Source organism: Leisingera methylohalidivorans DSM 14336, from assembly GCF_000511355.1.
GTDB lineage: Bacteria > Pseudomonadota > Alphaproteobacteria > Rhodobacterales > Rhodobacteraceae > Leisingera > Leisingera methylohalidivorans.
Genome location: NC_023135.1, coordinates 2,845,342 through 2,870,444, shown reverse-complemented (window position 1 = coordinate 2,870,444; position 25,103 = coordinate 2,845,342). Strand labels below are relative to the sequence as shown.

Annotated in this window: 18 protein-coding genes and 3 pseudogenes; 13 read left to right on the top strand and 8 right to left on the bottom strand. The window is 61.8% G+C overall.

All coding sequences use genetic code 11. The features are described from left to right. Positions 1–31: 31 nt before the first annotated feature. A complete protein-coding gene (locus METH_RS23980) occupies positions 32–460 on the bottom strand; it encodes a hypothetical protein (protein ID WP_156927493.1) in 429 nt (142 codons plus the stop codon). A 92-nt stretch (positions 461–552) separates the two neighbouring features. Here METH_RS23980 and METH_RS14100 point away from each other — a divergent pair. From METH_RS14100 to METH_RS14075, 6 genes and pseudogenes are all read left to right on the top strand, one after another. Then, positions 553–2,755: pseudogene (locus METH_RS14100) on the top strand (4Fe-4S binding protein). A gap of 11 nt (positions 2,756–2,766) precedes the next feature. Next, positions 2,767–4,677, top strand: coding sequence for a TAT-dependent nitrous-oxide reductase (gene nosZ, locus METH_RS14095; protein WP_024091147.1), 1,911 nt, complete (start codon positions 2,767–2,769; stop codon positions 4,675–4,677). 2 nt (positions 4,678–4,679) lie between these two features. Further along, entirely contained in the window at positions 4,680–6,053 is a 1,374-nt protein-coding gene (locus METH_RS14090; RefSeq protein ID WP_024091146.1) for a nitrous oxide reductase family maturation protein NosD, read from the top strand. After that, positions 5,941–6,942, top strand: coding sequence for an ABC transporter ATP-binding protein (locus tag METH_RS14085; RefSeq protein ID WP_245602893.1), 1,002 nt, complete (start codon positions 5,941–5,943; stop codon positions 6,940–6,942). Before METH_RS14090 ends, METH_RS14085 begins: the two co-directional genes overlap by 113 nt. Continuing rightward, positions 6,939–7,760: an ABC transporter permease gene (locus METH_RS14080; protein WP_024091144.1), complete on the top strand. Its 822-nt coding sequence runs from the start codon at positions 6,939–6,941 to the stop codon at positions 7,758–7,760. The genes METH_RS14085 and METH_RS14080 overlap by 4 nt, the downstream gene beginning before the upstream one ends. Beyond that, positions 7,757–8,258, top strand: a pseudogene (locus tag METH_RS14075) (nitrous oxide reductase accessory protein NosL). The gene METH_RS14080 and the pseudogene METH_RS14075 overlap by 4 nt, the downstream one beginning before the upstream one ends. Positions 8,259–8,279: 21 nt before the next feature. Here METH_RS14075 and hisD read toward each other — a convergent pair. Then, entirely contained in the window at positions 8,280–9,557 is a 1,278-nt protein-coding gene (gene hisD / locus METH_RS14070) for a histidinol dehydrogenase (RefSeq protein WP_024091143.1), read from the bottom strand. Positions 9,558–9,711: 154 nt separating this feature from the next. Further along, positions 9,712–10,683 (bottom strand): LysR family transcriptional regulator, encoded by a 972-nt coding sequence (locus METH_RS14065; protein ID WP_024091142.1) that lies wholly within the window; start codon positions 10,681–10,683, stop codon positions 9,712–9,714. Between the two features lie 208 nt (positions 10,684–10,891). On the opposite strand from METH_RS14065, the gene METH_RS14060 reads away from it, so the two are divergent. From METH_RS14060 to METH_RS14050, 3 genes are all read left to right on the top strand, one after another. Then, positions 10,892–11,887: a taurine ABC transporter substrate-binding protein gene (locus METH_RS14060; RefSeq protein WP_024091141.1), complete on the top strand. Its 996-nt coding sequence runs from the start codon at positions 10,892–10,894 to the stop codon at positions 11,885–11,887. Between the two features lie 78 nt (positions 11,888–11,965). Further along, on the top strand, positions 11,966–12,772 hold the full coding sequence (locus METH_RS14055) for a taurine ABC transporter ATP-binding protein (RefSeq protein WP_024091140.1): 807 nt from the start codon (positions 11,966–11,968) through the stop codon (positions 12,770–12,772). Continuing rightward, entirely contained in the window at positions 12,769–14,034 is a 1,266-nt protein-coding gene (locus METH_RS14050; protein WP_024091139.1) for an ABC transporter permease subunit, read from the top strand. The genes METH_RS14055 and METH_RS14050 overlap by 4 nt, the downstream gene beginning before the upstream one ends. Before the next feature lie 69 nt (positions 14,035–14,103). Here METH_RS14050 and METH_RS14045 read toward each other — a convergent pair whose 3' ends face one another. Further along, on the bottom strand, positions 14,104–14,919 hold the full coding sequence (locus METH_RS14045) for an aminomethyltransferase family protein (RefSeq protein ID WP_084013798.1): 816 nt from the start codon (positions 14,917–14,919) through the stop codon (positions 14,104–14,106). Continuing rightward, positions 14,897–15,418: a LysR substrate-binding domain-containing protein gene (locus METH_RS24855; protein WP_052348710.1), complete on the bottom strand. Its 522-nt coding sequence runs from the start codon at positions 15,416–15,418 to the stop codon at positions 14,897–14,899. The genes METH_RS14045 and METH_RS24855 overlap by 23 nt, the downstream gene beginning before the upstream one ends. A gap of 622 nt (positions 15,419–16,040) precedes the next feature. Between METH_RS24855 and METH_RS14035 the strand changes: the two genes are divergently transcribed. The 4 genes from METH_RS14035 (at position 16,041) to METH_RS14020 (ending at position 20,671) form a co-directional block, all read left to right on the top strand. Further along, complete coding sequence (locus tag METH_RS14035; protein ID WP_024091137.1) at positions 16,041–17,165, top strand: extracellular solute-binding protein; 1,125 nt, start codon at positions 16,041–16,043, stop codon at positions 17,163–17,165. A 167-nt stretch (positions 17,166–17,332) separates the two neighbouring features. Beyond that, a complete protein-coding gene (locus METH_RS14030) occupies positions 17,333–18,445 on the top strand; it encodes an ABC transporter ATP-binding protein (RefSeq protein ID WP_024091136.1) in 1,113 nt (370 codons plus the stop codon). A 13-nt stretch (positions 18,446–18,458) separates the two neighbouring features. Then, complete coding sequence (locus METH_RS14025; protein WP_024091135.1) at positions 18,459–19,379, top strand: ABC transporter permease; 921 nt, start codon at positions 18,459–18,461, stop codon at positions 19,377–19,379. Continuing rightward, positions 19,376–20,671 (top strand): ABC transporter permease, encoded by a 1,296-nt coding sequence (locus tag METH_RS14020; RefSeq protein WP_024091134.1) that lies wholly within the window; start codon positions 19,376–19,378, stop codon positions 20,669–20,671. Before METH_RS14025 ends, METH_RS14020 begins: the two co-directional genes overlap by 4 nt. Before the next feature lie 65 nt (positions 20,672–20,736). On the opposite strand, the gene METH_RS24850 is transcribed toward METH_RS14020, so the two are convergent. The 3 genes and pseudogenes from METH_RS24850 to gcvH all read right to left on the bottom strand — a co-directional run bounded on the left by METH_RS24850 (position 20,737) and on the right by gcvH (position 25,090). Beyond that, positions 20,737–21,054, bottom strand: coding sequence for a helix-turn-helix domain-containing protein (locus tag METH_RS24850; RefSeq protein ID WP_245602991.1), 318 nt, complete (start codon positions 21,052–21,054; stop codon positions 20,737–20,739). Positions 21,055–21,815: 761 nt separating this feature from the next. Beyond that, positions 21,816–24,663 (bottom strand): annotated as a pseudogene (gcvP, locus tag METH_RS14010) (aminomethyl-transferring glycine dehydrogenase). A gap of 61 nt (positions 24,664–24,724) precedes the next feature. Further along, entirely contained in the window at positions 24,725–25,090 is a 366-nt protein-coding gene (gene gcvH / locus METH_RS14005; protein WP_024091132.1) for a glycine cleavage system protein GcvH, read from the bottom strand. Positions 25,091–25,103: the final 13 nt, after the last annotated feature.

Sequence of the window (25,103 nt, the reverse complement as noted above, 5' to 3'; positions counted from 1 at the left end):
GATGCGGAATTTCCGATTTATCTGACATACATCAAATTGCGGCACTGAAGTTCCCTCTAGTGTCAGCGGCGAATGCAGCAAGAGATTCTTGTACCAGATGCCGCGCACCTCTTTCATATTCACCGCTTGCCGCGCCGGGCTCCTCCGGCGGCTGGCAGGGGGGTGCGCCATCTTCATGCTGGCGCTGCAAGTTGCTGTCCCCGGTGCGGCGCAGGCCGCAGGCGGCGGCGACTGGATCGAGATCTGCGGCGAATTCGGCGTGGTGGAGATTCAGGTTGCTTACGAAGAAGGCGGCGAAGAGCAGGATTGCCCAGAATGCAGCACTTGCCCGCTGTGCGCGGCTGAAAACGGGGCGGGACCGGTAAGCGTCCTGCGCTTCGGCGTCCGCCGGGCGGCAGTGTGCGCTGTGATGCTGCCTGCGGGAACTTTGGCGCCGCGGAATCCGGCGCAATTCTGGCATGACGGCCGCGGGCCTCCGCTGGTCATAGAAATAGAACCTGGACGCGCCCTCCGCGCGTCCGTGGCAGCCACTCAAACGAGAGGAGAGGCGCCATGGTTCTGACACGCGCTTTCCGGGGCTGGCTGACAGCCCTTGTGATGACATTAGCCGTGGTAGTCACCGCGATGGCCGCCGAGGCAGACAGCCTCGGCTCCTTCCTGACAGAACTGACCCCTGCCGACCTGGTGCCCGGCGCCGAGGCGTTTGGCCCGGTGCGCAGGGATGTGCCGGTGGCGCCGGTTCTGAAGGCGGGCGAAACCATTGCCTATGCTTTTCTGACCTCCGATTTTGTGGGCACCACCGGCTATAGCGGCAAGCCGATCCATGTGGTGGCAGCGATCGACACCGATGCGGTTCTGACCGGTGTGAAGCTCGTCAAACACTCTGAACCGATTGTGCTGATCGGCATCCCCAACGCCAAGATGGTCAAGCTGACCGAAAGCTACGCCGGGCTGGATCTGAAGGCTGAGGCGGCGGCGGGCGGCGATGCCCATTACCTGGACATCATTTCGGGCGCGACGGTGACCATCATGGTGATCGACGACAGTCTGGTGCGTGCTGGCATCAAGGTGGCCCGCGCGCTGGGGCTGGGCGGCCTGTCGCCCGTGCAGGCAAATGGGCCGAAGCGCGAGGTCGATATGGCCCGCGACGGGATTGCGGATTGGACCGCCCTGGCGGGCGACGGTTCAGTGCGGCGGGTGACGCTGGACGTCGGCCAGATCAACGCGGCGTTTGAGGCCACTGATGACAGCCGTGCAATCAAGCGGCCGGAACCGGGTACGGCGGATGACACCTTCATCGACATGCACATGGCGCTGGTTTCCGTGCCCTCGATCGGCAAGTCGCTGCTGGGCGAGGCCGAGTACCGGAACCTGCGGTCCTGGCTGAAGGAGGGCGAGAGCGCGATCCTGGTGCTGGGGCGCGGCAGCTACAGTTTCAAGGGCTCGGGCTATGTGCGCGGCGGCATCTTTGACCGCATCCAGCTGATCCAGGGCGATAACTCGGTGCGGTTCTTTGACAAGCAGCACAAACGGCTGGGGGAGCTGGCGGCGGCGGACAGCCCCAGCTTTGGAGAGCTGGATCTGTTCAAGATCCCGGCAGATGCAGAATTTGATCCGGCAGAACCGTTCCGTCTGCAGCTTCTGGTGCAGCGGTCGGTGGGCGCGCTGGAGCGGGCATTCCTGACCTTTCCTAACCTTCGATCTGGGCTATGATCTGCCGGAGCAATATCTGCTGCCTGCCGCACCTGCGCCCAGGGTGGTTGCGGATGACACCGGCGAGGCCGCGGCAAAGGCGGCGCTGTGGCAGCGGATCTGGAAGGACCGCACGCTGGAGATCGGTGTTCTGGGGGTAATGCTGCTGGTGCTGACGGGGGTGTTCTTCTTTCAGTTCCAGGCAACCGCGAATGCGCGTGTCTTCTACTGGTTCCGCATCGGATACCTGACCGTCACCCTGGTGTTCCTGGGCTGGTACGCCAATGCGCAGCTGAGCGTGGTGAACCTGATGGCGCTGGCGGGCTCATTGCGGAGCGGGTTTTCCTGGGATGCCTTCCTGCTGGATCCGCTGGTGTTCATTCAGTGGTTTGCCGTCGCCGCCGCGCTGCTGTTCTGGGGCCGCGGCGCCTATTGCGGCTGGCTGTGCCCCTTCGGTGCGCTGCAGGAGTTGACCAATAAGATCGCCCGGGCCCTCAAGGTGCCGCAGATCACTTTGCCCTGGGGCCTGCATGAACGCCTGTGGCCAGCGAAATACATGATTTTCCTCGGGTTGTTCCGCGTCTCGATGGTGTCGATCCCGCTGGCGGAGACCTATGCCGAGGTTGAGCCGTTCAAGACCGCGATCATCCTGAAGTTCGTGCGCGACTGGCCGTTTGTGGTCTTTGCGCTGGTGCTGCTGGGTCTGGGTCTGTTCGTTGAGCGGTTCTATTGCCGCTACATGTGCCCGCTGGGTGCGGCACTGGCGATCCCGGCACGGGTGCGCATGTTCGACTGGCTGCGCCGCTATAAGGAATGCGGCAGCCCCTGCCAGACCTGCGCCAATGAATGCCCGGTTCAGGCCATCCACCCCACCGGCGAGATCAACCCGAATGAATGTGTGGACTGCCTGCATTGCCAGGTTCTGTACCAATCCGAAACCAAATGCCCGGTTGTGATCAAACAGCTGAAACGCCGGGCCAAAACCGGAAGCCCCGCACCAGAGGTAACTCTGGGCCTGCCGCCTGCCAATCACCCCAACGCGAATAGGACAAAAGTTTCCTGAAGGAGGACAATATGTCTGAAGATCTGAAAAACAGAATGCCTGTCACCCGCCGCGGCCTGCTGGGGGCCACTGCCACTGGCGCCGTGCTGGCGGCAGCTGGTGCCGGCTCTTCGCTGCTGGGCGCCAAGCCTGCACAGGCGGCAGGCGGCGTCGACCTGGAGCCCGGTGAGCTGGACGAATACTATGGCTTCTGGTCCTCGGGCCAGACCGGCGAGCTGCGTATTCTGGGTGTGCCGTCGATGCGGGAGTTCATGCGCATTCCGGTGTTCAACCGCTGCTCGGCCACCGGCTGGGGACAGACCAACGAGTCGCTGAAAATCCTGACCGAGGGCCTGCTGCCGGAGACCAAGGAATTCCTGACCGCCAACGGCAAGGTCACCTATGATAACGGCGACCTGCACCACCCGCATATGTCGTTCACCGATGGCACCTATGACGGCCGCTTTATCTTCATGAACGACAAGGCCAACACCCGGGTGGCCCGTGTGCGCTGCGACGTGATGAAATGCGACAGGATCATCGAGATCCCCAACGCCAAGGACATCCACGGGTTGCGCCCGCAGAAATTCCCGCGCACCGGCTATGTCTTTGCCAACGGCGAGCACGAGGCGCCGCTGGTCAACGACGGCCAGATACTGGATGATCCGTCGCAATATGTGAACATCTTCTCGGCCATTGACGGCGACAGCATGGAGGTCGCCTGGCAGGTGATCGTCTCGGGTAACCTCGACAACACCGATTGCGACTATCAGGGCAAATACGCCTATTCGACCTCCTACAACTCGGAAATGGGCATGACCCTGGCCGAGATGACCGAGAATGAGATGGACCACGTGGTTGTGTTCAACATCGCGGCGATCGAGGCGGCGATCGAGGCAGGCGACTATCAGGAGTTGAGCAGCGCCAAGGTGGTGGACGGGCGTAAGGGCGCGCCGGGCAAGCTGACTCGCTACATCCCGATCCCGAACTCGCCGCACGGCATCAACACCGCGCCGGACAAAAAACACGTCTGCGTCAACGGCAAGCTGTCGCCGACAGTGTCGGTGATCGACGTCGAGAAGCTGGACGCGCTGTTCGATGCGGATGCCGATCCGCGCTCGGCGGTGGTTGCCGAACCGCAGCTGGGGCTTGGCCCGCTTCACACCGCATTCGACAACCGCGGCTATGCCTACACCACCCTGTTCCTCGATAGCCAGGTGGTGAAACGGGACATCGCCAAGGCGATTGAGGCCTATGCCGGGGCGGATGTGGATCCGATCCTCGACAAGGTCGACGTGCAGTACCAGCCGGGCCACAATTCCACCTCCATGGGCGAGACCGCTGAGGCGGATGGCAAGTGGCTGATCTCGATGCACAAGTTCTCCAAGGGCCGGTTCCTGAATGTCGGCCCGCTGAAGCCCGAGAACGAGCAGTTGATCGATAATTCCGGCGACAAGATGAAAGTGGTTCACGACGGCCCGACCTTTGCCGAGCCGCATGACTCGATCATCGTGCACCGTTCCAAGGTGAACCCGGTCAATACCTGGGACCGCAATGACCCGATGTGGGCCGAGGCGCGCAAGCAGGCCGAAGCGGACGGGGTCGATCTGGACGACTGGCAGGACACCATCGTGCGCGACGGCGATAAGGTGCGGGTCTACATGTCGAGCCAGGCGCCGAACTTCAGCCTGGAAAAGTTCACCGTCAAGCAGGGCGATGAAGTCACCGTTTATGTCACTAATCTGGATGATATCGACGATCTGACCCATGGTTTCTGCCTGTCGAACTTCGGCATCGCGATGGAGGTCGGGCCGCAGGCGACGGCATCGGTCACCTTCAAGGCCGAGCGTCCGGGCGTGCATTGGTACTATTGCCAGTGGTTCTGCCACGCGCTGCATATGGAGATGCGCGGCCGGATGCTGGTCGAGCCGCGGAGCGCATAAACATGAACCGGCTCCTGCCCATATCTTTGGTTGCGGCCATGACCAGCCTGGTGCCTGCCTGGGCGGCAGACTGGGACGTGCCCAACCGGGCAGGGGCCATTGCGGAAACACTGGCGCAGGCGGCGGATGGCGACACCCTCCGCCTCTCCCCCGGCGAATATGCCGATACCCTGGTGCTGGACCGTCCCGTCATCATCGATGGACAGGGGCATGCCACACTGGACGGCCGGGGGCTGGGGGCGGTCATCACGGTGACCGGCCCCGGCATTACTGTGCAAAACCTGACGGTAATTGGCTCCGGCTCCTCGCATCAGGAAATCGACAGCGGCATCAAACTGACCAAGACGGCCAAGGCGCCGCGGATCCTGAACAATGTGCTCTTGGGCAACCTTTGCGGCGTGGATATTCACGGCGCCCGGGACAGTCTGGTGCAGGGTAACCGGATCGAAGGCCGTCTGGACCGCCATATGAATGCCCGCGGCAACGGGATTTATGTCTGGAACGCCCCGGGCGCAGTTGTGGTTGGCAATGACATCCGCTTTGGCCGTGACGGGGTATTTGTGAACAGTTCCAGGAACAACAGGTTCATAAACAACACGTTCCGCGACCTGCGCTTTGCCGTGCATTACATGTATGCCGACAATTCCGAGGTCTCGGGCAATGTCTCGATCGGCAATCACCTGGGCTATGCAGTGATGTTTTCCAAACGGGTCAAGGTGACCGGTAATGTCTCGCTGAATGACCGCGACCACGGGGTGATGCTGAACTATGCCAACCAGGGCGAGGTGCGCGGCAATTATGTGAAGGGCGCCAAGGGCAAATGCACCTTCCTTTACAACGCGCACAAGAATGATTTCTCCGGCAACTGGTTTGAGAGCTGCGGTATCGGCATCCATTTCACCGCAGGCAGTGCCGGCAACCGGATGGTGGGCAATGCTTTTGCCGGCAACCGGCATCAGGTGAAGTTTGTTTCTACCAAATGGGTGGAATGGAGCGAAGAGGGCCAGGGCAATTACTGGTCCGACTTCGCTGGTTTTGATGTGGACGGGGATGGCATCGCCGATGCGCCCTACCGTCCGAACGACAGCATGGATCATGTGCTGTGGACCCAGCCGGCAGCGAAACTGCTGATGGGCTCGCCCGCGGTGCAGCTGGTGCGGTGGTCGCAATCGGCGTTCCCGGCGCTGCTGCCCGGCGGGGTGATCGACAGCCACCCGCTGATGCGGCCGGAGCGGCCAGAGGCCGCCAGAAAGGTTGAACAGGATGGACAGAAGGAATTTCCCGCCCGGCGGCACCGCCGGGCAGCGCTCGGCCGCCCCCCTCGGGCGTGCGCTTCATACCCACCCGGCGGCCGGGCCCAGCCCTCAGAGTTCTGAGGCCCCGCTGCAGATCCGCGCGCTGGACAAATTCCGCGGCAAGACCCAGGTGCTGCGCGGCATCGACCTGGAAATTGCACCGGGCGAGCGGCTGGCGCTCTTGGGCCACAACGGCGCGGGTAAGTCGACGCTGATCAAGGCGGTGCTGGGCCTGATCCGGTATGAGGGCGGCAGCATCCGCATTTGCGGCGCGACGCCTGGAAGTTCTGCTGCGCGCTCGGCAACTGCTTTTCTACCCGAAGCCGTCAGTTTCCATCCGGCGCTGACCGGGCATGAGCAATTGTCGTTGTTTGCCCGCCTTACGGGGGAGCGCACGGATATTGACGGGCTGCTGGAACGGGTTGGCCTTTGCGATGCCATGCACCGCCGTATCGGCGCCTACTCCAAGGGGATGAGGCAGCGGCTGGGGCTGGCGCAGGTGCTGCTGGGCCGCCCGAAACTGGCGCTGCTGGATGAGCCGACCAGCGGTCTCGACCCGATTTCGCGCCAGGATCTATATGCCATTATCGATGAATTGGCCGAGCAGGGCGCGGCGGTGCTGATCGCCAGCCACGCGCTGACCGAGGTGGAGGCGCGCACCGACCGTATCGCCATCCTGCGCAAGGGCGCGAAGGTGGCGGATGACACGCTGGCGGGCCTGTCAGCCCAAGCCGGATTACCAGTCAAACTGCGGGTTCAGGCGAGCGGTGCCGAGGCGGACCGCATCGCGATTGAGACCGGCGGACGGCGGATCAACGGCGCCTCGGTCGAAATTCTGTGTTCACCGCAGGACAAGATGGCCGAGCTGCGCCGGATCGCAGCCATGGGCGAGGCTGTGGCCGATATCGACATGGTGCCACCGCGGCTTGAAGACCTTTACTGCCATTACTCAAGGGAGGACCGCAAATGAGACGTGCCTTTGCCATTGCCCGTGCCGAGATGCTGATCCTGCGCCGCAACCGCTGGCTGGTTATGGCCACGCTGATCATGCTGGCCTTCGCACTGGCGCTGTCCTTTGCCGGTTCGGCGCCGACGGGGACCTTGGGGGTGGATATGCTGACAGTGTCCGTGGCCTCGATGACCACGCTGTCGGTCTATCTGGCGCCGCTGCTGGCGCTGATGATGGGGTTTGATGCGGTGGCAGGCGACCGCGACCGCGGCAGCCTGGCTTTGCTGCTGGCCTACCCGGCCGGGCGGGCAGAGATCCTGCTGGGCAAGCTGATGGCGCATCTGGCAGCCTTGGCGGTTGCCATGATCATCGGTTTTGGCGCTGCTGGTGCCGTTGCTGCCTGGTTCGGCGGCGCGGGGGCAGAGAGCCTGATGGCGCTGGGACGGCTGGTGCTGACCTCGATTCTGCTGGGGGCGGTGTTCCTGGTGCTGGGCTATGCGCTGTCGGCACTGTCCAGCGGTGCAACAGCTGCAGCGGGCCTGTCGGCGGGCGTGTGGCTGGGTTTTGTGGTGCTCTATGACCTGGGCCTGTTGGGTGCCGTGGTGATGGACAGCGGCGGGGTCTTCACTCAGAAGGTCTTTCCCTGGGTGATGGTCGCCAATCCGGCCGATGCATTCCGGCTGTGGAATCTCGCCGCTTCGGACAGTGTAGCCCTGTCCAGCGGCATGGCGGGGGCGGGCGATGCTTTGCCCGCCTGGGCGGCACCGTTGTCGCTGTTGCTGTGGCTTGCGCTGGGCTTCCTGCTGGCCTGTGCTGCATTCCGGAGGGTGGAGCCATGAAACGCCTCATCCTAGCTGCCGCGCTGGTTTTGTCCGCTTGTCAGGAGAAGGAGGCCAAGGTGCCGCCCGCGGCCGTGGAGCTGACCGAAGCGGCGCTCAGCTATTTCTGCCAGATGAACGTGGCCGAGCATGGCGGCCCCAAGGGGCAGATCCATTTGGACGGCTTTCCCGCGCCGCTGTTCTTTGCCCAGGTGCGGGATCTGGCGGCCTACTTGAAAAGCCCGGAACGGGATGCGGAGATCACCGCCATCTATGTGAGCGACATGGGCGCACCCCGGGACCATGAACTGGATTGATGCCAGAGATGCGCATTTCGTGGTCGGCTCCAACGTGGCCGGCTGCATGGGGGCGCCGGAAATCGTGCCTTATGCCTCAGCGGAGGCGGCGGCGTGGTTCGCCTTCCGCTATGGCGGTACTTTCGCCGGGTTTGAGAGCATTCCCGACGACGCAGTGCTGGGGCCGGTCGATCTGGACCAGCATCTGGAGACGCCGTCCTGAACGCTCCGCCGCCTTGAGGCCTCAGACCGCCTCCGGCTGCAGCCGCATCTCGGCAGCGATGGCGTGGCCTTCCATGCCTTCCATCCGGCTGATGCGGGCGGTGCGCTGGGCCAATTCGTGCGAAGCGGCTGCGTTGCAACGCTGCCAGGTCACGGTTTTGGTGAATTTATGCACCGACAGCCCGCCAGTATAGCGCGCGGCACCGCTGGTGGGCAGAACGTGGTTGGGGCCGGAAACCTTGTCGCCGAAAGACACCGTGGTCTCCTTGCCCAGAAACAGCGAGCCATAGGCGGTGAGGCGGTTCAGCCACCAATCCAGGTCCTCGGCCTGCACTTGCAGATGCTCGGGGGCGTAGCGGTCGGCCACCTGTGCGGCCTCCTCGCGGCTATCGCAGAGGACCACCTCGGCGCGTTCGTGCCAGGCACGGTGGGCGGCGGAAAGATTTGGCTCGGGCAGGGTTCCGATCAGCGATTGCGCCCGGGCCATGACGTCCTTGGCCAGGGCTTCGCTTGTGGTCACCAGCCAGACCGGGCTGTCGGCGCCATGTTCTGCCTGGCTAACCAGATCCCAGGCGACGGTTTCGACGTCGGCGGTGTGGTCGGCGATCACCAATGAGTCGGTGGGACCTGCAAACATGTCGATGCCGACCTCGCCGAACAGCATCCGCTTGGCCTCGGCCACGTAGGAGTTGCCGGGACCGACCAGAATGTCGGCGGGTTGAGCGCCGAACAGGCCCTGGGCCATGGAGGCGATGCCCTGCACCCCGCCCAGGTTCAGGATCAGATCGGCGCCGCAGAGGTCCATCGCATAGACGATGGCATCGGGAATGCCGGTGCCGGGCCGGGTCGGGGAGACCGCGGTGATATGGGGCACGCCGGCCACCTTGGCGGTGGTGATCGTCATCAGCGCGCTGGCGATATGGCTGTAGCGGCCGCCCGGCACATAGCAGCCTGCACTGGAAACCGGGATCTGCTTCTGGCCGGCGATCAGGCCCGGAATGACCTCAACCTCGCATTCGCCCATCGTGGCCTTCTGCGCCTTGGCAAAGCGGCGAATGTTGGCATGGGCGAACTGGATGTCCTCCTTCAGCTGCTGCGAAACACGGTTTCCGGCGGCACGGCGTTGGGCGCCGGTCACCACGATGGGGCCGGTCCAGCCATCGAGCTGTTCTGCATAACGGCACACCGCGTCTTCACCGTCGCGTGCGATATCGGCCAGCATCGTGGCAACGGTATCGCGGATATCGCTGTTTTCGGCTGCCGGGCGGGGCTGGGCCTGTTTCAGATAGGTGATTGCCATGGGGTCATCTCATTTTTTCAAAAGAGGGCCGCCGGATGTGCTGGACCAGCACGGTGCGGATTGCGCCTAAAACAGCGTCCGGCAGGCCGAACGGTCAAGCCGCGGCCTGCCGGTTTCGAGAAACACGGATGTTTGTTTCTAATTGCCGGAGGGATTAGGTGTCCTTGGCCGGAAGCGTGCGGAACTCTTCGGCCAGCCAGGGAAAGCGCGTGCTGATCGGATCGGTGAAGTGGTGGCGCAGGGATTTTTGCAATGCTTGGTGGATCAGTTGCGACGTGGCGGCCGGATAGACACTGGTGGTAAACAGCGACACCGTGCGCGCAAAGTTCTTGCCGGGAAACCGGACCAATTTGACCTTGTTATGAAAGCGCTGAGCGCGGTGGTAGCTGGCGGCGGTGGTGATGGTCCAGCCGCTGCCCTCGGACACCAGCCCGATGATCGACTGGTTGCATTCCAGCTCAAACCGGTTGGGCAGCGAGATCTTGAGCCGGGTCAGCTGGGTTTCGATTTGTTTGCCAATCGTGTGATCGCGGGAATAGCGCAGGAAGGGCAGAGACGCATCGGCTTTGGTCAGAGCCTCGACGTTGCCGGAATATCCGATGGGCAGCACCAGGATGAAGGGATCACGCATCAGCGGATATTCGGTCAGGTCCGGCAGCAGCCCGGCGGGACGTGTGGCAACACCGGCATCCAGTTTCTGCTCCTGCAGCTTTTCAATGATCTCGTGGCTGGGCCGTGTGTAGTGGCGGAAACTGCAGCGGGGCAGGGCGGTAGACAGGAACTGAAACAGTTCTGGGCCGACCTCGTTGTCGAAATCATCAAGCAAGGCCATCCGCAAGTCGGTTGCGTGCTGCCAGCTGCCGGACCGGATTTCCGCCTCGCCGCGCTTTAGCGTCATCAGCCCGTCATAGACATAGCGGGCAAAGACCACGCCTGCGGGGGTCAGCCCCATCGGCCGCCGCGTGTGGTCCACCAGATTCACCCCAAGCGCGCTTTCCAGGCTGCGCAGGTGATTGGATACTGTGCTGATCGACAGGCCGGTTTCTGCGGCGACCTTTTGTATTGATCCCGATTTTGAGATCAGCTGGAACACTTCCAGCCAGCGCAGACTCAGCGTCTTTTGCATATGCCGTCCTCCCTTGCCGCCTGAATATGCGGTTCTCCGGTATGCGTAAAGATATCCAGTAATATCGAAACTAAGTTTTGCTTTGGGCGAAAAAGGTAACTTTATTCTACAGCGGAATATCTTCCCGGATATGGTTTGCCGTGTAAAAATTAAAGCCTTGAGGCCCGCAACGAACGGGTCCGGCGTATCAACCGGGAGAACCTTTAGCATGATCAAAAAATATCTGCTTTCAACAATCTGCGCCGCTGCAGCCTCAATTTCGGCTGTGAATGCCTCTCAGTTGGATGAGATCACCGTGGCCTACTTCCTAGAATGGCCGATGCCGTTCCAGTTTGCCAAGGCCAATGGCACCTATGAGGAAGAGCTGGGTGTCAAGATCAACTGGGTCTCCTTCGACACTGGCACCGCAATGTCGGCAGCGATGGCGTCGGGCGATGTGCATATCGCGGTGAGCCAGGGTGTGCCGCCGTTTGTTGTGGCTACGTCCGCCGGACAGGACATCCAGATTGTAGATGTGGCCGTCAGCTATTCCGACAATGACAATTGTGTGGTGGCTGAGGCTTTGGAAATCGATAAGACCAGCGCCGGTGAACTGGCGGGCAAGAAAGTGGGTGTGCCGATTGGTACTGCCGCGCATTACAACTTCCTGTCGCAGATGACGCATTTCGGTGTTGATATCAGCTCGATGGAGATCGTCGACATGGCGCCTGCGGACGGTGCCGCCGCCTTTGCCCAAGGCAACCTGGACATGGTCTGCGGCTGGGGCGGCGCGCTGCGGCGGATGCTGGAGCATGGCAACGTGCTGCTGACCGGCGCGGAAAAAGAAGAGCTGGGCATTCTGGTGTTTGATGTGACCAGCGCACCGGCAGAGTTCATTGCTGAAGATAGCGAACTGCTGAGCCAATTCCTGAAGGTGACCGCAGATGCCAATGCAATGTGGAACTCCGGGGATCACAAGGACGAGATGCTGCCGGTGATTGCCAAGGACGCCGGTATGGATCTGGCCGATGCGGAAGGCACAATTGCCACCTTCACTTTCCCCTCTGCTGAGGACCAGCTGTCCGAAAAATGGCTGGGCGGCGGCGCTCAAAGCTTCATGAAGGGCGTGGCGGATGTGTTTGTAAAAGCGGGCAGCATCGAAGCGGCGCTGGAGTCTTATGATGGCGCCGTGAACAGCGAACCGCTGGCAGCCGCGCTGAACTGAGCCGCGACAATCTGATGAAGGTGAACGGCCCGGTAACCGGGCCGTTTGCATCCGTGGCTTAAGCAGGAAGGGGGAGAGATGTCAGGACTGGACATCAAGAGTGTCTCCATGCGTTTTGATCTGCCCAATGGCAGTTCGGTTCAGGCGCTGAAAGACATTTCATTGAGTTTGAAGGCGGGTGAGCTGATGTCGGTGCTGGGGCCTTCGGGCTGCGGCAAGACCACGCTCTTGAACATTCTGGCTGGGTTTCTGTCTCCCACGGAAGGCGCGATTGAGCTGAACGGCCATATCGTGACTGGGCCGGATGCCGAACGCGGCATGGTCTTTCAGAAGGGTGCGCTGTTTGAGTGGATGAACGTGCGTGACAATGTGGAATTCGGGCCGCGCATGAAGGGCATGGCGCGGTCGGAGCGAGGGAAGATCTCGGATCATCTTCTGGAAATCGTTGGTTTGCAGGATTTCAAGGAAAAGGCGGTTTACGAGCTGTCGGGCGGCATGCAGCAGCGAGTGGCGCTGGCCCGCTGCCTGGCGAATGAGCCGGATGTGATCCTGATGGACGAGCCGCTGGGCGCGCTGGACGCTCTGACGCGGGAGAAGATGCAGGGCCTGGTGCTGAAGCTGTGGAAGGAGACCGGCAAAACCATCATCCTGATCACCCACTCGGTGGAGGAAGCGCTGCTGCTGGGGGAGCGGCTGATCGTGATGGCGCCGCGTCCCGGCCGTATTCACCGCGAATACAACCTGCCTTTTGCCGAACGCGGCGTGAATGCCGACCTGCGCGACGTCAAGAAATCCGAAGGCTTTGCCGAGACCCGGGATGAGATCCTCTCGATGATCTGGGAGATGGAAGAGGAAATCATGGGCCGGACGGAGCAAGTGGCATGACAGTCCTCATTTTCTATATCGCGCTGTTTGCCGGCGCCTTTTTCCTGGTGCAGCTCATCCGCAGGGGGATGCAGTCGCGGCAGGATTTCACCAGCCTGAAAACCGTGACCTTTGGCGACGAAAGCGCTGTCACACCGGACCGGGCAGCGTCGATCATTTCGGTTCTAGTGATCTTTGTAATCTGGGCCGCTTTTACCGGCTCCAAGCTGTTTCCCCTTCACGTGCCTGGCCCGTTTACCGGTGAAACCCGCTTCACCTATACGCTGGAGACTGCGGACGGAGCCACCGATGACGCCGATATCACCGTCCGGGTGTCTGGGTTCGGCGAGGAAAGCGCGAATTTCGAAGTGGATCCCGGAGACGGCTTTGCCAAGGATGATGCTATGGCGGCGCAGGCCGGGCGCTCCACCATCCTGATCTTTGACAAAAATGACGAGGCCAAGCGCAAGCAGGGCGCCAGGATCGTTGCCATCAATGGTGAACCGATTGCGGCTGGCACAGCGGTGGATACGGGCGATGGCAGGGTGACGCTGACCGGCAAGGGGGCGATCAGCTTTACTCCGCATGGCGGGATGCAGATGAACCCGATCTGGCTGCCTGCTCCGGAAACGGTGGTGGCGCGGTTCTTTGAGATTGCCTCGGAGGGCTATCAGAATTTCTCGCTGTGGCAGCATTTGGGCTGGTCGCTGACACGGGTGATCGTTGGGTTTGTCACCGGGGCGATTGTCGGCATTCCCCTGGGCTACGCCATGGGTCTGTCGGGCTGGTTCCGCGGCTGGTTTGACCCGATTGTCGAATTCATGCGGCCGGTACCGCCCTTGGCGCTGATCCCGCTGGTGATCATCTGGTTCGGCATCTGGGAGACCGGCAAAATCGTGCTGCTGTTCCTGGCGGCGCTGTGGATCATGACGATTGCGGCGCGGGCCGGGGTTTCGGGGGTGAATATCTCGAAAATCCACGCGGCCTATTCGCTGGGCGCCTCCAAGTGGCAGATCATGCGCCACGTGATCGTGCCGAACTCTCTGCCGGAGATCTTCACCGGTGCGCGGGTGGCGATGGGCGTTTGCTGGGGCACGGTTGTGGCGGCGGAACTGGTTGCTGCGCAAAAAGGGGCTGGCATGATGATCATCGCCGCCTCGAAGTTCCAGCTGACCGATATCGTGATCATGGGTATCGTGCTGATCGGCATCATTGGCTATGGCATCGACATTCTGATGCGCAAGGCCGAGAATTGGCTGGTGCCCTGGAAAGGCCGCAGCTGATCTGAGGACCAGTTACCCAAATGAAAACGCCCGGGGATTATCCCGGGCGTTTTGCTGTTTGGCAGAGGTTCAGCCCCAGAAGCGCTCGAAGCCCGGGTCACAAGGGGAGCGGGCTATGGCCGTGGCCGCGACCAGATCACCGCAGAGGCCGAGCTGCCCCGGGCTGCCCATATAGGCCAGACCGGGGCCGGCAAAGGCATAAGCCAGGTTCATCCCTACCCGCTGGCCCCTCCGCCGGAGGTGATCGTACCTGCCGTCCTGCATCAGCGAGGCGCCGCCATGGGCCGGGGCGTGGCTGGCGCCGATCTGCAGGGTGACCAGCTTCTTGCGGGCGCCTTCGGCCTGGCGTTTCAACAGCGCTTCACGGCCGATAAAATCGCCTTTCTCCAGCTTCACAAACCGGTTCAGCCCGGTCTCAAACGGGTCGAATTCGGTGATCAGGTCCGCCTTCCAATGCAGGAAGCCCTTCTCCATCCGCATCGCCCCGGCTGCGCGGGCGCCAAAGAGTTGCAAACCATGTTCCACGCCTGCTTTTCTCAACGCCAAACAGGCGGCATCGAGCGAGGCGTTGGGGGCATGGACCTCATAGGCCAGCTCGCCGGAGAACCTGACGCCCATCATCGTGGCCGGGGCAAAACCGATGAAACATTCGCGCACCGGCAGCCAGGGAAAGGCGTCACGGGACCAGTCGACCCGGGCGCAGGCTGAGAGCAGGTCCCTTGCCCGGGGTCGGGCCGACCAGGGGGTGCCCAGTCGAAAGCATAGGTGATCGGACCGTTGACCACGGTGTGAATGCCGGTGGCGCGGGAAAACAGCAGCGGCGTTGTGATCGTCCAGCCGGCATCCGCTGCGATCATAGCCATCAGTGTTTGATTGCTGGTGCATTTAAGCCAATGCGGCAGCGACAGGACCATCCGCCGCAACAGGGATTCAATCTGGCGGGAGATGATCGGTTGCTGGTGAAGCGCAGGAAGGGCAGTCTGCTGCGGCCGTTGATAACCTCCTGCAGCGCGTGTTCGCCTGACTTGGGCATCACAACCAAAAAGGGATCGGGCAACAACGGCGTGTCCTGCAGCTGGCGCAATCGTTTGGACGGGGTGGTGGTTATGCCCAGATCCAGCTGCCGGTCGCGCAGCATGGCCAGGATCGCATGGCCGGAATCGGTCCGATGCATGAAATCGCAGCACCGCATTCTGTTGGATAGGATTTCGGCCAGCTCAGGTATGATGCCGCTTTCGAAATCCACAATCGTGACAAGCCTAAGATAACTGGCCACGGAAATGTTTCCGGCCGAAGCTTCGGCCTTGGCCTTGGCCTTGCGGATCGCGTGCAGCGTATCACCGATATTGAGCAGGAACACCTGACCCTTGGATGTCAGCACCATGGGACGGCGGCTATGATTGAACAGCTCCACCCCCAAGTGATCCCCAGGATTGCGAAGGCAGTGCGAGATGGTTCTGACCGACAAGCCGGTCTCCTCGGGCGCATCCTGCAGTCACCCTTTGCGGGCGGTGATCTGAACCAGTTCCGGCCCTTTCAGGCTCAGGTCTTTGCGGGCGGATTGGCCAGGCATCGGATATGTTTCCCACAATACCGCGGATGCGTCATGAGGAGTTTCATGGTTTCCGGCCAATTGGTGGCAAGAGGCTGAAACCCAAGGCCTGGCAGGATGTGCTTGGGCTGCCGCACAGGCAATCCGCTCCTTGCGCAGTTGCTTTACGGTCTCGCGGCGCAAATGCTGCTGCATTGTAAGGGTTTAAGAACATTGACGCCTCGCGTCGGCGGGCGCACACTACAGCCGCAGTGATGGTTTTTCAAAGTCGAGCATTGCCGTGGAGGATATTCAACTGCGCCGAAACCGGCAGTCTGCAAAGCCGGACTGAAAAGGTTCTGGCCTTATGGGGTTTGCAATCTGTCACTTTTGGAGGCGCGCACGGCTCCGCAAGATTTTACAGTTGAAACAACAAAAAAATAGCAAACAACAGTCCAAAGGGAGATTACTGGATATGTCAGCAAAGACTTCACTTAACCGCCGCACGGTGCTGAAAAGCGCAGGCGCTGCGGCACTGGCGGCGCCGCTTTATTCAAAAAGCGCATTGGCGTCTTCGGGCGAAATCAACATCCTGATGTGGTCGGACTACCTGCCGCCGGAATTCATTCAGGGCTTCGAGGCCAAGACCGGCATCAAGGTGAATTACACCGGGATCGGCTCGAATGAGGAAATCATCAACAAGATGAAGGCCACCAAGGGCCAAGGCTTTGACATCGTTTCGCCGACCAACAACCGCTCGCTGCAGTGGGGGCCGCTGGAGCTTCTGAAACCGTTCGACATGAGCAAGGTCAATATTGACGCAGTGAACCCGGCGATGGCCAAGATCGGCACCGACGCCTGGAACTTTGACGGCGAAGGCGTGCATTGGCTGCCGCATATCTGGGGCACTGAAGGCATTGCCTACCGCACCGACAAATGGCTGCCCGCCGGCGATGCGCCCTCTTATGGCGATGTCTGGTCGGAAGAAAATGCTGGCAAGACCATGGGCCGGGCGCATTCGATGATGTTGGGCGCGGGTCTTTTCATGGAAGCCTCGGGCGAAATGGAGCCTGGCTCGATCTGGGCCGCTTACGAGGACGAGGAGACCATGCGCAAGGTCTGGGGCCAGGTCACCGATTGGTGCGTGGCGCGCAAGGACCGGATCAAGCTGATCTGGAACGACGCCGACACCCAGAAGAACGGCCTGCTGAACGAGGGCGTGGTGGTTGGCCAGACCTGGGACGGCCCGCCGCTGGCACTGAAATCCGCAGGCGAGCCGGTGCATTACCAGGCGCCGGTAGAAGGCGCGATGGCTTGGGTCGACGGCATTTCGATGCCGGTCGGGGCCACGAACGAGGAACAGGTTTATGCCTTTGTCTCTTATGCTTACGAGCAGGAGCCGGCAGGCAAGGCAATTGACAGCCATGGCTACAATTCGCCGGTTCTAGGCGCTGACAGCTATTCGGGCGATGTATACAAGAAGAACTTTGCCGAAGCCTACCCGGGCAACTCGCTGGCCAATCTGAACCCCTGGCCGGCCGAGGCGCCGTGGTATGCGGATGTGCGGACCGAGTTCGTCAACAAGTTCAAGAGCGCCTAAGCGAAGCGCCTGATCACGCGGCCCCCGGGAGTTTTCTCCCGGGGGCCGGTTCCGTGCCGCTGGCAGACAGCCGGAGCGGTGCCTTCAACAAGAATAAAAGGGAAGCAGGTCCTGCGGGGCCGGTGGAGCGCCACCGGAAGGGGATCTGTACCCTGGGGAGAAATAATATGGGTGCTGGGGTCGGCGTTGATCTCGAAAATCTTTGGATCCGTTTCGGTGACTTTGTTGCCGTGCGCGATGCCAATGTGAACATCAATGGAGGAGATTTTTTCTCCTTCCTGGGCCCTTCGGGCTGCGGCAAGACCACCATTCTGCGGGCGGTTTCGGGATTTCTGGAACCAAGCGACGGCCGGGTGCTGATCGGCGGCAGCGACATGAAGGGGATCGGGCCGAACAAGCGCCCGACCGCGCTGATCTTCCAGAACCTAGCATTGTTTCCGCTGATGAAGGTCTGGGAAAACATCACCTTTTCGATGGAGATCAAGGGCGCCTCCGGCCGCGAGCGGCGCAAGCGCGCGGATGAGCTTTTGGACATGATCGCGCTGCCGGGGCAGGGCGACAAGCTGCCTTCGGAGCTGTCGGGCGGTCAGCGTCAGCGGGTGGCGATTGCGCGCGCCCTTTGTGCGGAGCCGGACGTGCTGCTGCTGGATGAGCCACTGTCGGCTCTGGATCTGAAACTGCGCCAGCACATGCGCACTGAACTGCGTGAGATCCAGCAGCGGGTTGGCATCACCTTTATCTACATCACCCATGATCAGGGCGAGGCGCTGACCATGTCCGACAATATCGCGGTAATGAAGGCCGGGGTGATCGACCAGATCGCCGATGGCAAGACCATCTACAACGACCCCGCCACCGCCTTTGCCGCGTCATTTGTCGGCGAAAACAACGTGTTCCGTGGGCGGATCAAACGGGTGATGGGCAATCAGGCGCTGATTGAAACCAATCGTTCCGGTGATCTTTTGGCGCGGATTTCGACCGCCAATCAGAGCCGCATGAACGAAGGCGACGAGGCGATGATGTTCATCCGCCCCGAGGCCTTTGCGCTGGCGGGCGAGGGCGCTGCGAGCAGTAACCTGGTCTCGGCGCGGGTCAACCACGAGGAGTTCGAGGGCAATGCCTTCAACATCTTCATGGAGGGCGACGGCGGCAAGGAACTGAAGGTCTCGATCCCCAATGTGGGGCAGTCCTTTGATGATCACACGGGTCAGAACATCTCCCTGCAGTACGCCACGGAAAACGCCGTTGTCGTACCCGCAGGTGAGCTGGCCGCGGAATGAGGGGGCGCACGCCATGCCAGTTTTCCTGAAGGAATTCTTCAAGCGCAACGGCACCGGCATGGGCAGCCTGATGCTGGGGCTGGTCCTGTTCTGGACCATCGGCCTGATCATTCTGCCTCAGCTGTCGATGCTCGACTTTTCGTTCCGGCCCAATCTGCCGCCCCCAGAAGTCGGCGGCCCCAAAGATGTCTACACGCTGGAGAACTACAAATACCTGGTGTTCGGTCCGGAAGGCGGCAGCCAGAATTACAATGCCGTCGACCTCAAGGTGTTTTTCCGCACCCTGGTGGCGGCGGTCTGCGTCACCATCTTCAATCTGATCCTGTGCTACCCGATTGCTTATTACCTGGCCCAGAACAAAGGCAATCACATCCGCATCTTTGCGCTGATGCTGATCATCCCCTACTGGATCAACGAGATCCTGCGGGCATTCGCACTGCGCATCATCTTCGGCGAGACCGGGGTTTTGAACAACGCACTGGTGGGGCTGGGAATTTTCGACACGCCCTTTGACTTCATCCGCAATGACATCGCGCTCTATGCCGGTTTGGGCTACGCCTATATCCTGCTGATGATCTTCCCGATCTACAATGTGATCGAAAGCCTGGACCGCAACCAGATAGAGGCGGCGCGCGACATGGGCGCCAGCTGGGCCAAGATCCACCAGCGGGTGGTCATTCCCTATGCCAAGCCGGGCATCTCTTCGGGCTGCACCATGGTGTTCATGCTGTCGGCGGGCGCGCTGGCGGCACCGCAGATCCTGGGCGGGCCTTCGTCCCTGTGGTTCACGCAGCTGATTTATCAGCAGTTCAATGACAATTCCGACTGGCCGCAGGGTGCGGCTTATGCGGTGGTGCTGCTGGTGACCTGTATCCTCTTGGTGCTGGCGGTCATGCGGCTGTTCAAGGTGAACATGGGGGATATCGGCAAATGAAGAACCTGTCTTTCATGCGCCTGAGCCTCTGGATCTATCTGGCGATATTCTTTGCCTATCTTCTGGGCCCGCTGGTGATCATGTCGGCCACCGCCTTCAACTCGCCGTCCTTCCCGCGGATGACCCCCTGGGAATGCCTGACGTTCGAGTGGTTCTCGGCTCTGTTTCAGGACGAACGCATCCTGAACGGCATCTGGAATTCCATTCTGGTGGGCGCGGGCACGGTTGTGCTGTCGGTGGCGATGGGGCTGGCGGGGGCGCTGATGCTGACCCAGATCTGGCCTAAGCTGCGCGCGACCTATTACACGATCATCATCGCGCCGATCCTGATCCCCGGCGTGGTTATTGGTATCTCGACCCTGGTGTTCTGGGACCGGATCAACCGGATGCTGGGGCTGGGGGCGGACAGCTGGCTGTCCAACGGTCTGTTCCTGACCATCATCGGCCAGTCGACCTTCATCGCCAGCTACTGCATGCTGGTGCTGGTGGCGCGCCTTCAGCGCTATGACGTTGCACTGACCGAGGCCGCGCTGGATCTGGGCGCCACCCATGCCCAGGCCTTCCGCAAGGTGCTTTTGCCGTTCATGCGGCCGGCGATTGCGAGCGCTGCGGTGCTGGCCTTCCTGGCGTCTTTCGAGAACTACAACACCACCACCTTCACCTTTGGCGAATACCCGACGCTGACTATCGAGCTGGCACAGAAAGTGCGTTACGGCATCACCCCGGCAATCTCGGCGCTGGCCTTTATCATCGTGGTGCTGACAGTGTTTGCGGCGCTGGCGAACGAGGCCGGCATCCGGCGCAAGGAACTGGTGGCCGCCGCCCGCAAGAAGGCGACGGTGGAGGAACTGGAAAGCGGCAAGCTGCGGCTGCCCGGGTTCTTAAGCTCCAATGTTGCAGCAATGGTGCTGGTGGTTGTGGCCTGTGCGGCGGTGGCAGTGGTGGGCACCGCAACCGTCTACAGCCCGCAGCAATGCATTGCCGATGTGCAGGAGCAAAAGCGTCTGGAAACAGAAGAACGCATCCAGGAGCTGCGCCGTCAGCGCGAGTTGCGCCGCCAGCAGCAGGAAGCCGAGCAGGGCAGCACCGCGCCAGCCCGGCCTGCACCCTCCACCGGCACCGGCAACAACTCCGGCTTTGGCGGAGTCTTTGCGCCAGGCAGCCTGTCAGGAAATGAGGAGGATGGAGCCGAGGCGGAGGAGGAACCGCAGAACGATAACTCCGGTTTTGGCAATGTCTTTGACCCCGGCGCCCTTTCGAATGAGGGTGCGGAAAGCAGTTCAGGCAACTGAACCGGGTCCGAACAGACAAAAGGCGGCCTTGCGGCCGCCTTTTACATGATTGATCCAGCTTAATTTCAGGCGGCAGAACCTGCCGGGTGTCTGTCCGTGTAGTATTGTTTGCGGAAAGCTTGCGGGCTGGTCTTGTATTCCCGCTTGAACCATTCGGTGAGGCTGCTGCGCGAGCCAAAGCCGGTGGCGGCAACGATATCGGCCAGCGGCAGGGTGGTGTGCAGCAACAGCTGGCGGGCCTTCTCAATCCGCAGCTTGCGATAGACGGCCAGCGGGCTGGTTCTGGTCTTTTGCTGAAAGCGGCGTTCCAGCTTACGCGGAGAGACGCCGGCCTGCTGGGCAATGTCGCGGATCAAAAGCGGCTCTTCGAGGTTTTGTTGCATCAGGTCGAGGATCTTGACGATCAGGGCGTCGCCCCCGGCGGTTTGACGCAGTTGCAGCGATATTTTGGATTGCTCCGATGCCGGGCCAAAAGCCAGACCGAGGTAGTCACAGACCGCATCGGCGATGAACGGTCCGCGGTCGGCGCGCAGGAAGCCGGCCAGCAGGCGCAGGGCGGCAAAGCTGCTGACGGCGGTGCTGATGCGGCCGGCGGCAGTGGTCAGGGTGCCCGCCGGGGCGCAGATCAGCTGCTCTTCCTCTGCGGCGGCAGCAAAATTTGAATGAACGGCGGTCTCGGAGGCCGCCTGCAGCCCGGACTCGGCCAGCAGGAAGATGGCGCTGCCGGCAAACAGGCAGCGCTGGGCCTGGCGGCAGATCCGTTGCAGGCTGGCCTTTTCACCGGAATTGAGCGGCCATCGGCTGGAAATGCCGCCCAGGAAAATGACCGACTGCGGTTTCCAGCCCGCGGGCACGGTGCGCATTTGCGAACTGAGGTTGCGCACGGCGGTGCGGTAGCCGCTGTCCGGGAATAAGTCGTTGGCGGCGCAAAAGATTTCACAGATCATCTGCGCCGCGGCGGGGGAGTCCTGCTGCGGTAGAATGATCTCAACGTCGTGAAAGCGGGCCTGCGGCGTGCTGTCTGCGGAGGGCCGGGGAGCTGGCACGGTCAGCGGTTCGAGACGGGACATCATTCTCTCCTCTGAGCGGGTCATGCGGGGGTGCCCTGCCGGGCTGGGCCGGCAGGGCTCGGAGCCTGAAAAGATCAGGCTTCGTTTTCTTCGTAGTCCGACATCGGCGGGCAGGTGCAGGTCGCCATAGGCGTTGTCCACCCGGTTCACAGCCGGCCAGTATTTATCGACACCGAGGTTGCCGGGAGGGAAGCAGGCCTGTTCGCGGCTGTAAGGGCGGTCCCATTCCCCCACAAGGTCGCGCACCGTGTGCGGCGCGTGCTTGAGCGGGTTGTTCTCAGGATCGATCTTGCCATCGATGATGTCCTGCGCCTCCGAGCGGATCGACAGCATGGCGTCGCAGAAGCGGTCCAGCTCGTCCTTGGGCTCGGATTCGGTCGGTTCCACCATCAGCGTGCCCGCCACCGGCCAGGACATGGTCGGGGCGTGGAAGCCCGAGTCGACCAGACGCTTGGCGACGTCGTCCACGGTGACGCCGCCGTCATCCGCCAGCGGACGGGTGTCCAGGATACATTCATGCGCCACACGGCCCGTTTCCGAGGTGTAGAGGATCTTGTAGGCATCCTTGAGGCGGGCGGCGATGTAGTTGGCGTTGAGGATCGCCACTCTGGTCGCTTGGGTGAGGCCTGCACCGCCCATTAGCAGGCAGTAGGCCCAGCTGACCGGCAGGATCGACGGCGAGCCGAACGGAGCCGCTGAGACCGGACCCACGGCAGTGCCGTATTCCGGGTGGCCAGGCAGGTGCTCGGTCAAATGCGCCTTGACGCCGATCGGACCCATGCCGGGGCCGCCGCCGCCATGCGGAATGCAGAAAGTCTTGTGCAGGTTCAGGTGACTGACGTCGCCGCCGATATCGCCGGGGCGCGACAGGCCCACCATGGCGTTCATATTGGCGCCGTCGATATAGACCTGGCCGCCGTGATCATGGGTGATCTGGCAGACTTCCTGCACAGTGGTTTCAAACACACCATGGGTCGACGGGTAGGTGATCATGCAGGCCGCGAGGTGATCGCTGTGCTGCTCGGCTTTGGCACGGAAGTCGGCGGTGTCGATGTTGCCTTTGTCGTCTGCCTTCACCGGGATCACCTTGTAGCCCACCATCTGCGCTGACGCCGGGTTGGTGCCGTGCGCCGAGGTCGGGATCAGGCAGATGTTGCGGTGCGCTTCGCCCCGGGCCGCATGGTAGTTGCGGATGGTCAGAAGACCCGCGTATTCGCCCTGCGCGCCGGAGTTCGGCTGCTGGGAGATCGCGTCATAGCCCGTGATCTGGCACAGCTTGTCATTCAGATCGTTGATCATCTGGTGATAGCCCTGCGCCTGGTCTTCCGGGCAGAAGGGGTGCAGGTTGCCGAATTCCGGCCAGGTGACCGGGATCATCTCGATGGTGGCGTTCAGCTTCATGGTGCAGGAGCCGAGCGGGATCATCGCGCGGTCCAGCGCCAGGTCACGGTCGGCCAGACGGCGCATGTAGCGGGTGATCTCTGCCTCGGCCCGGTTCTTGTGGAAAATCGGGTGGGTCAGATACTCGCTTTCACGCAGCGCGTAGTCGGGCAGACGGTAGGCGCGGTTCTTGACGCTGTCGTCTTTCTTGGCAATGCCGAAGGCTGCCCAGACCGCCTCGATTGTCTCAGCCCGGGTCTGTTCGTCCAGCGAAATACCGATGCGGTCTTCACCCACTTTGCGCAGGTTCACACCGCGGGCAACGGCCGCTTCCATCACGGTTTTCTGCAGCGGGCCGACCTCGACGGTGATGGTGTCGAAGAAAACTTCCGGCTCCACCTTGAAGCCGTGCTCTTCCAGGCCTGCAGCCAGGCGCGAGGTCTTGCGGTGCACCGATTGGGCGATCGCCTTGATTCCGTCGGGGCCGTGGTAGACCGCATACATCGACGCGATCACCGCCAGCAGCGCCTGCGCGGTACAGACGTTGGAGTTGGCCTTCTCGCGGCGGATGTGCTGTTCGCGGGTCTGCAGCGCCAGACGGTAGGCCTTGTTGCCGCGGGCATCGACCGAAACGCCGATGATGCGGCCGGGCATGGCACGCTTCAGTTTGTCTGTGGTCGCCATGTAGGCCGCGTGCGGGCCGCCATAGCCCATCGGAACGCCAAAGCGCTGGGTCGAGCCGATGGCGATGTCTGCGCCCATTTCACCGGGCGACTTCAGCAGCGCCAGCGCCAAGATGTCGGCGGCGACAACGGCAATGCCCTTGTGCTCATGAATGGCTTCGATTTCCGATGTGAAATCGCGCACATGGCCGTGGGTGCCCGGATACTGGAAGATCGCGCCAAAGACTGCGCCCGGGTCCAGGTCATCGGGATCGGCGACCACCACGTCGATGCCCAGCGGCTCGGCGCGCGTCTGGATCACGGCGACGGTCTGCGGGTGGCAGTTCTTGTCGACGAAGAAGGCGGCGTTGTTCGCCTTGGAGCGCGAACCGCGGTGCGCCATGGCCATGGCTTCGGCAGCGGCGGTGGCTTCGTCCAGCAGAGAAGCATTGGCGATGTCCAGGCCAGTGAGATCGCTGACCATGGTCTGGAAGTTCAGCAGTGCCTCAAGACGTCCCTGGGAAATTTCAGGCTGGTACGGGGTATAGGCGGTGTACCAGGCCGGGTTTTCCAGGATGTTGCGCAGGATCGGCGCCGGGGTGGTGGTGCCATAGTAGCCCTGGCCGATCAGCGAGGTCAGCACCTTGTTCTTGGAGGCCACCTCTTTCATGTGGAACAGCGCGTCGCGCTCGGTCATCGCCGGGCCCCAGTCCAGCGCCTCTTTCTGGCGGATGGCGGGCGGCACGGTGGCGTCGATCAGCTCGTCCAGGGTTTTGAAGCCGATCACCTGCAGCATGTCGGCCATCTCGCGCGGAGAGGGGCCGATGTGGCGCCGGTTGGCGAAGTCATAGGCTTCGTAATCGGTGAGTTTAAAGGCCATGTTTATGGGTCCTTGTCTGGGGCAATGGACCCCGCCAGGCGGTCCTGGCGGGGAAGAGTGCTTAACCGATCAGGGCTTTGTAGCCGTCCAAATCCATCAGATCGTCCAGCTGGGAGGCGTCCGACAGCTTGATCTTGTAGATCCAGGCGTCGCCTTCCGGGCTTTCGTTCAGGGCGCCGGGGTTGTCGGCCAGGGCTTCGTTTACCTCGACTACTTCGCCGTCCAGCGGCGCGTAGATTTCGGAGGCCGCTTTCACGGACTCGATGACGCCGATCTCGCCGCCTTTTTCGAACTCGTCACCGGTTTCGCGCTGTTCGACAAAGACAACTTCGCCCAGCTGGTCGGCGGCGTGCTGGGTGATGCCCAGGGTTGCCACATCGCCTTCAACGGTGATCCATTCATGGTCTTCGGAATAATAGGTGGCCATTTTGACTCTCCTG

Bases quoted from the DNA above. Each gene is read 5' to 3' on its own strand.
- METH_RS14085 (WP_245602893.1), top strand. From the start codon at position 5,941: ATGGACAGAAGGAATTTCCCGCCCGGCGGCACCGCCGGGCAGCGCTCG.
- nosZ (WP_024091147.1), top strand. From the start codon at position 2,767: ATGTCTGAAGATCTGAAAAACAGAATGCCTGTCACCCGCCGCGGCCTG.
- METH_RS14035 (WP_024091137.1), top strand. From the start codon at position 16,041: ATGTCAGCAAAGACTTCACTTAACCGCCGCACGGTGCTGAAAAGCGCA.
- METH_RS14050 (WP_024091139.1), top strand. From the start codon at position 12,769: ATGACAGTCCTCATTTTCTATATCGCGCTGTTTGCCGGCGCCTTTTTC.
- gcvH (WP_024091132.1), bottom strand. From the start codon at position 25,090: ATGGCCACCTATTATTCCGAAGACCATGAATGGATCACCGTTGAAGGC.
- METH_RS14025 (WP_024091135.1), top strand. From the start codon at position 18,459: ATGCCAGTTTTCCTGAAGGAATTCTTCAAGCGCAACGGCACCGGCATG.
- METH_RS24850 (WP_245602991.1), bottom strand. From the start codon at position 21,054: ATGCAACAAAACCTCGAAGAGCCGCTTTTGATCCGCGACATTGCCCAG.
- METH_RS23980 (WP_156927493.1), bottom strand. From the start codon at position 460: ATGCCAGAATTGCGCCGGATTCCGCGGCGCCAAAGTTCCCGCAGGCAG.
- METH_RS14045 (WP_084013798.1), bottom strand. From the start codon at position 14,919: ATGCACCAGCAATCAAACACTGATGGCTATGATCGCAGCGGATGCCGG.
- METH_RS14055 (WP_024091140.1), top strand. From the start codon at position 11,966: ATGTCAGGACTGGACATCAAGAGTGTCTCCATGCGTTTTGATCTGCCC.
- METH_RS24855 (WP_052348710.1), bottom strand. From the start codon at position 15,418: ATGGTGCTGACATCCAAGGGTCAGGTGTTCCTGCTCAATATCGGTGAT.
- METH_RS14060 (WP_024091141.1), top strand. From the start codon at position 10,892: ATGATCAAAAAATATCTGCTTTCAACAATCTGCGCCGCTGCAGCCTCA.
- METH_RS14090 (WP_024091146.1), top strand. From the start codon at position 4,680: ATGAACCGGCTCCTGCCCATATCTTTGGTTGCGGCCATGACCAGCCTG.
- METH_RS14020 (WP_024091134.1), top strand. From the start codon at position 19,376: ATGAAGAACCTGTCTTTCATGCGCCTGAGCCTCTGGATCTATCTGGCG.
- METH_RS14030 (WP_024091136.1), top strand. From the start codon at position 17,333: ATGGGTGCTGGGGTCGGCGTTGATCTCGAAAATCTTTGGATCCGTTTC.
- hisD (WP_024091143.1), bottom strand. From the start codon at position 9,557: ATGGCAATCACCTATCTGAAACAGGCCCAGCCCCGCCCGGCAGCCGAA.
- METH_RS14065 (WP_024091142.1), bottom strand. From the start codon at position 10,683: ATGCAAAAGACGCTGAGTCTGCGCTGGCTGGAAGTGTTCCAGCTGATC.
- METH_RS14080 (WP_024091144.1), top strand. From the start codon at position 6,939: ATGAGACGTGCCTTTGCCATTGCCCGTGCCGAGATGCTGATCCTGCGC.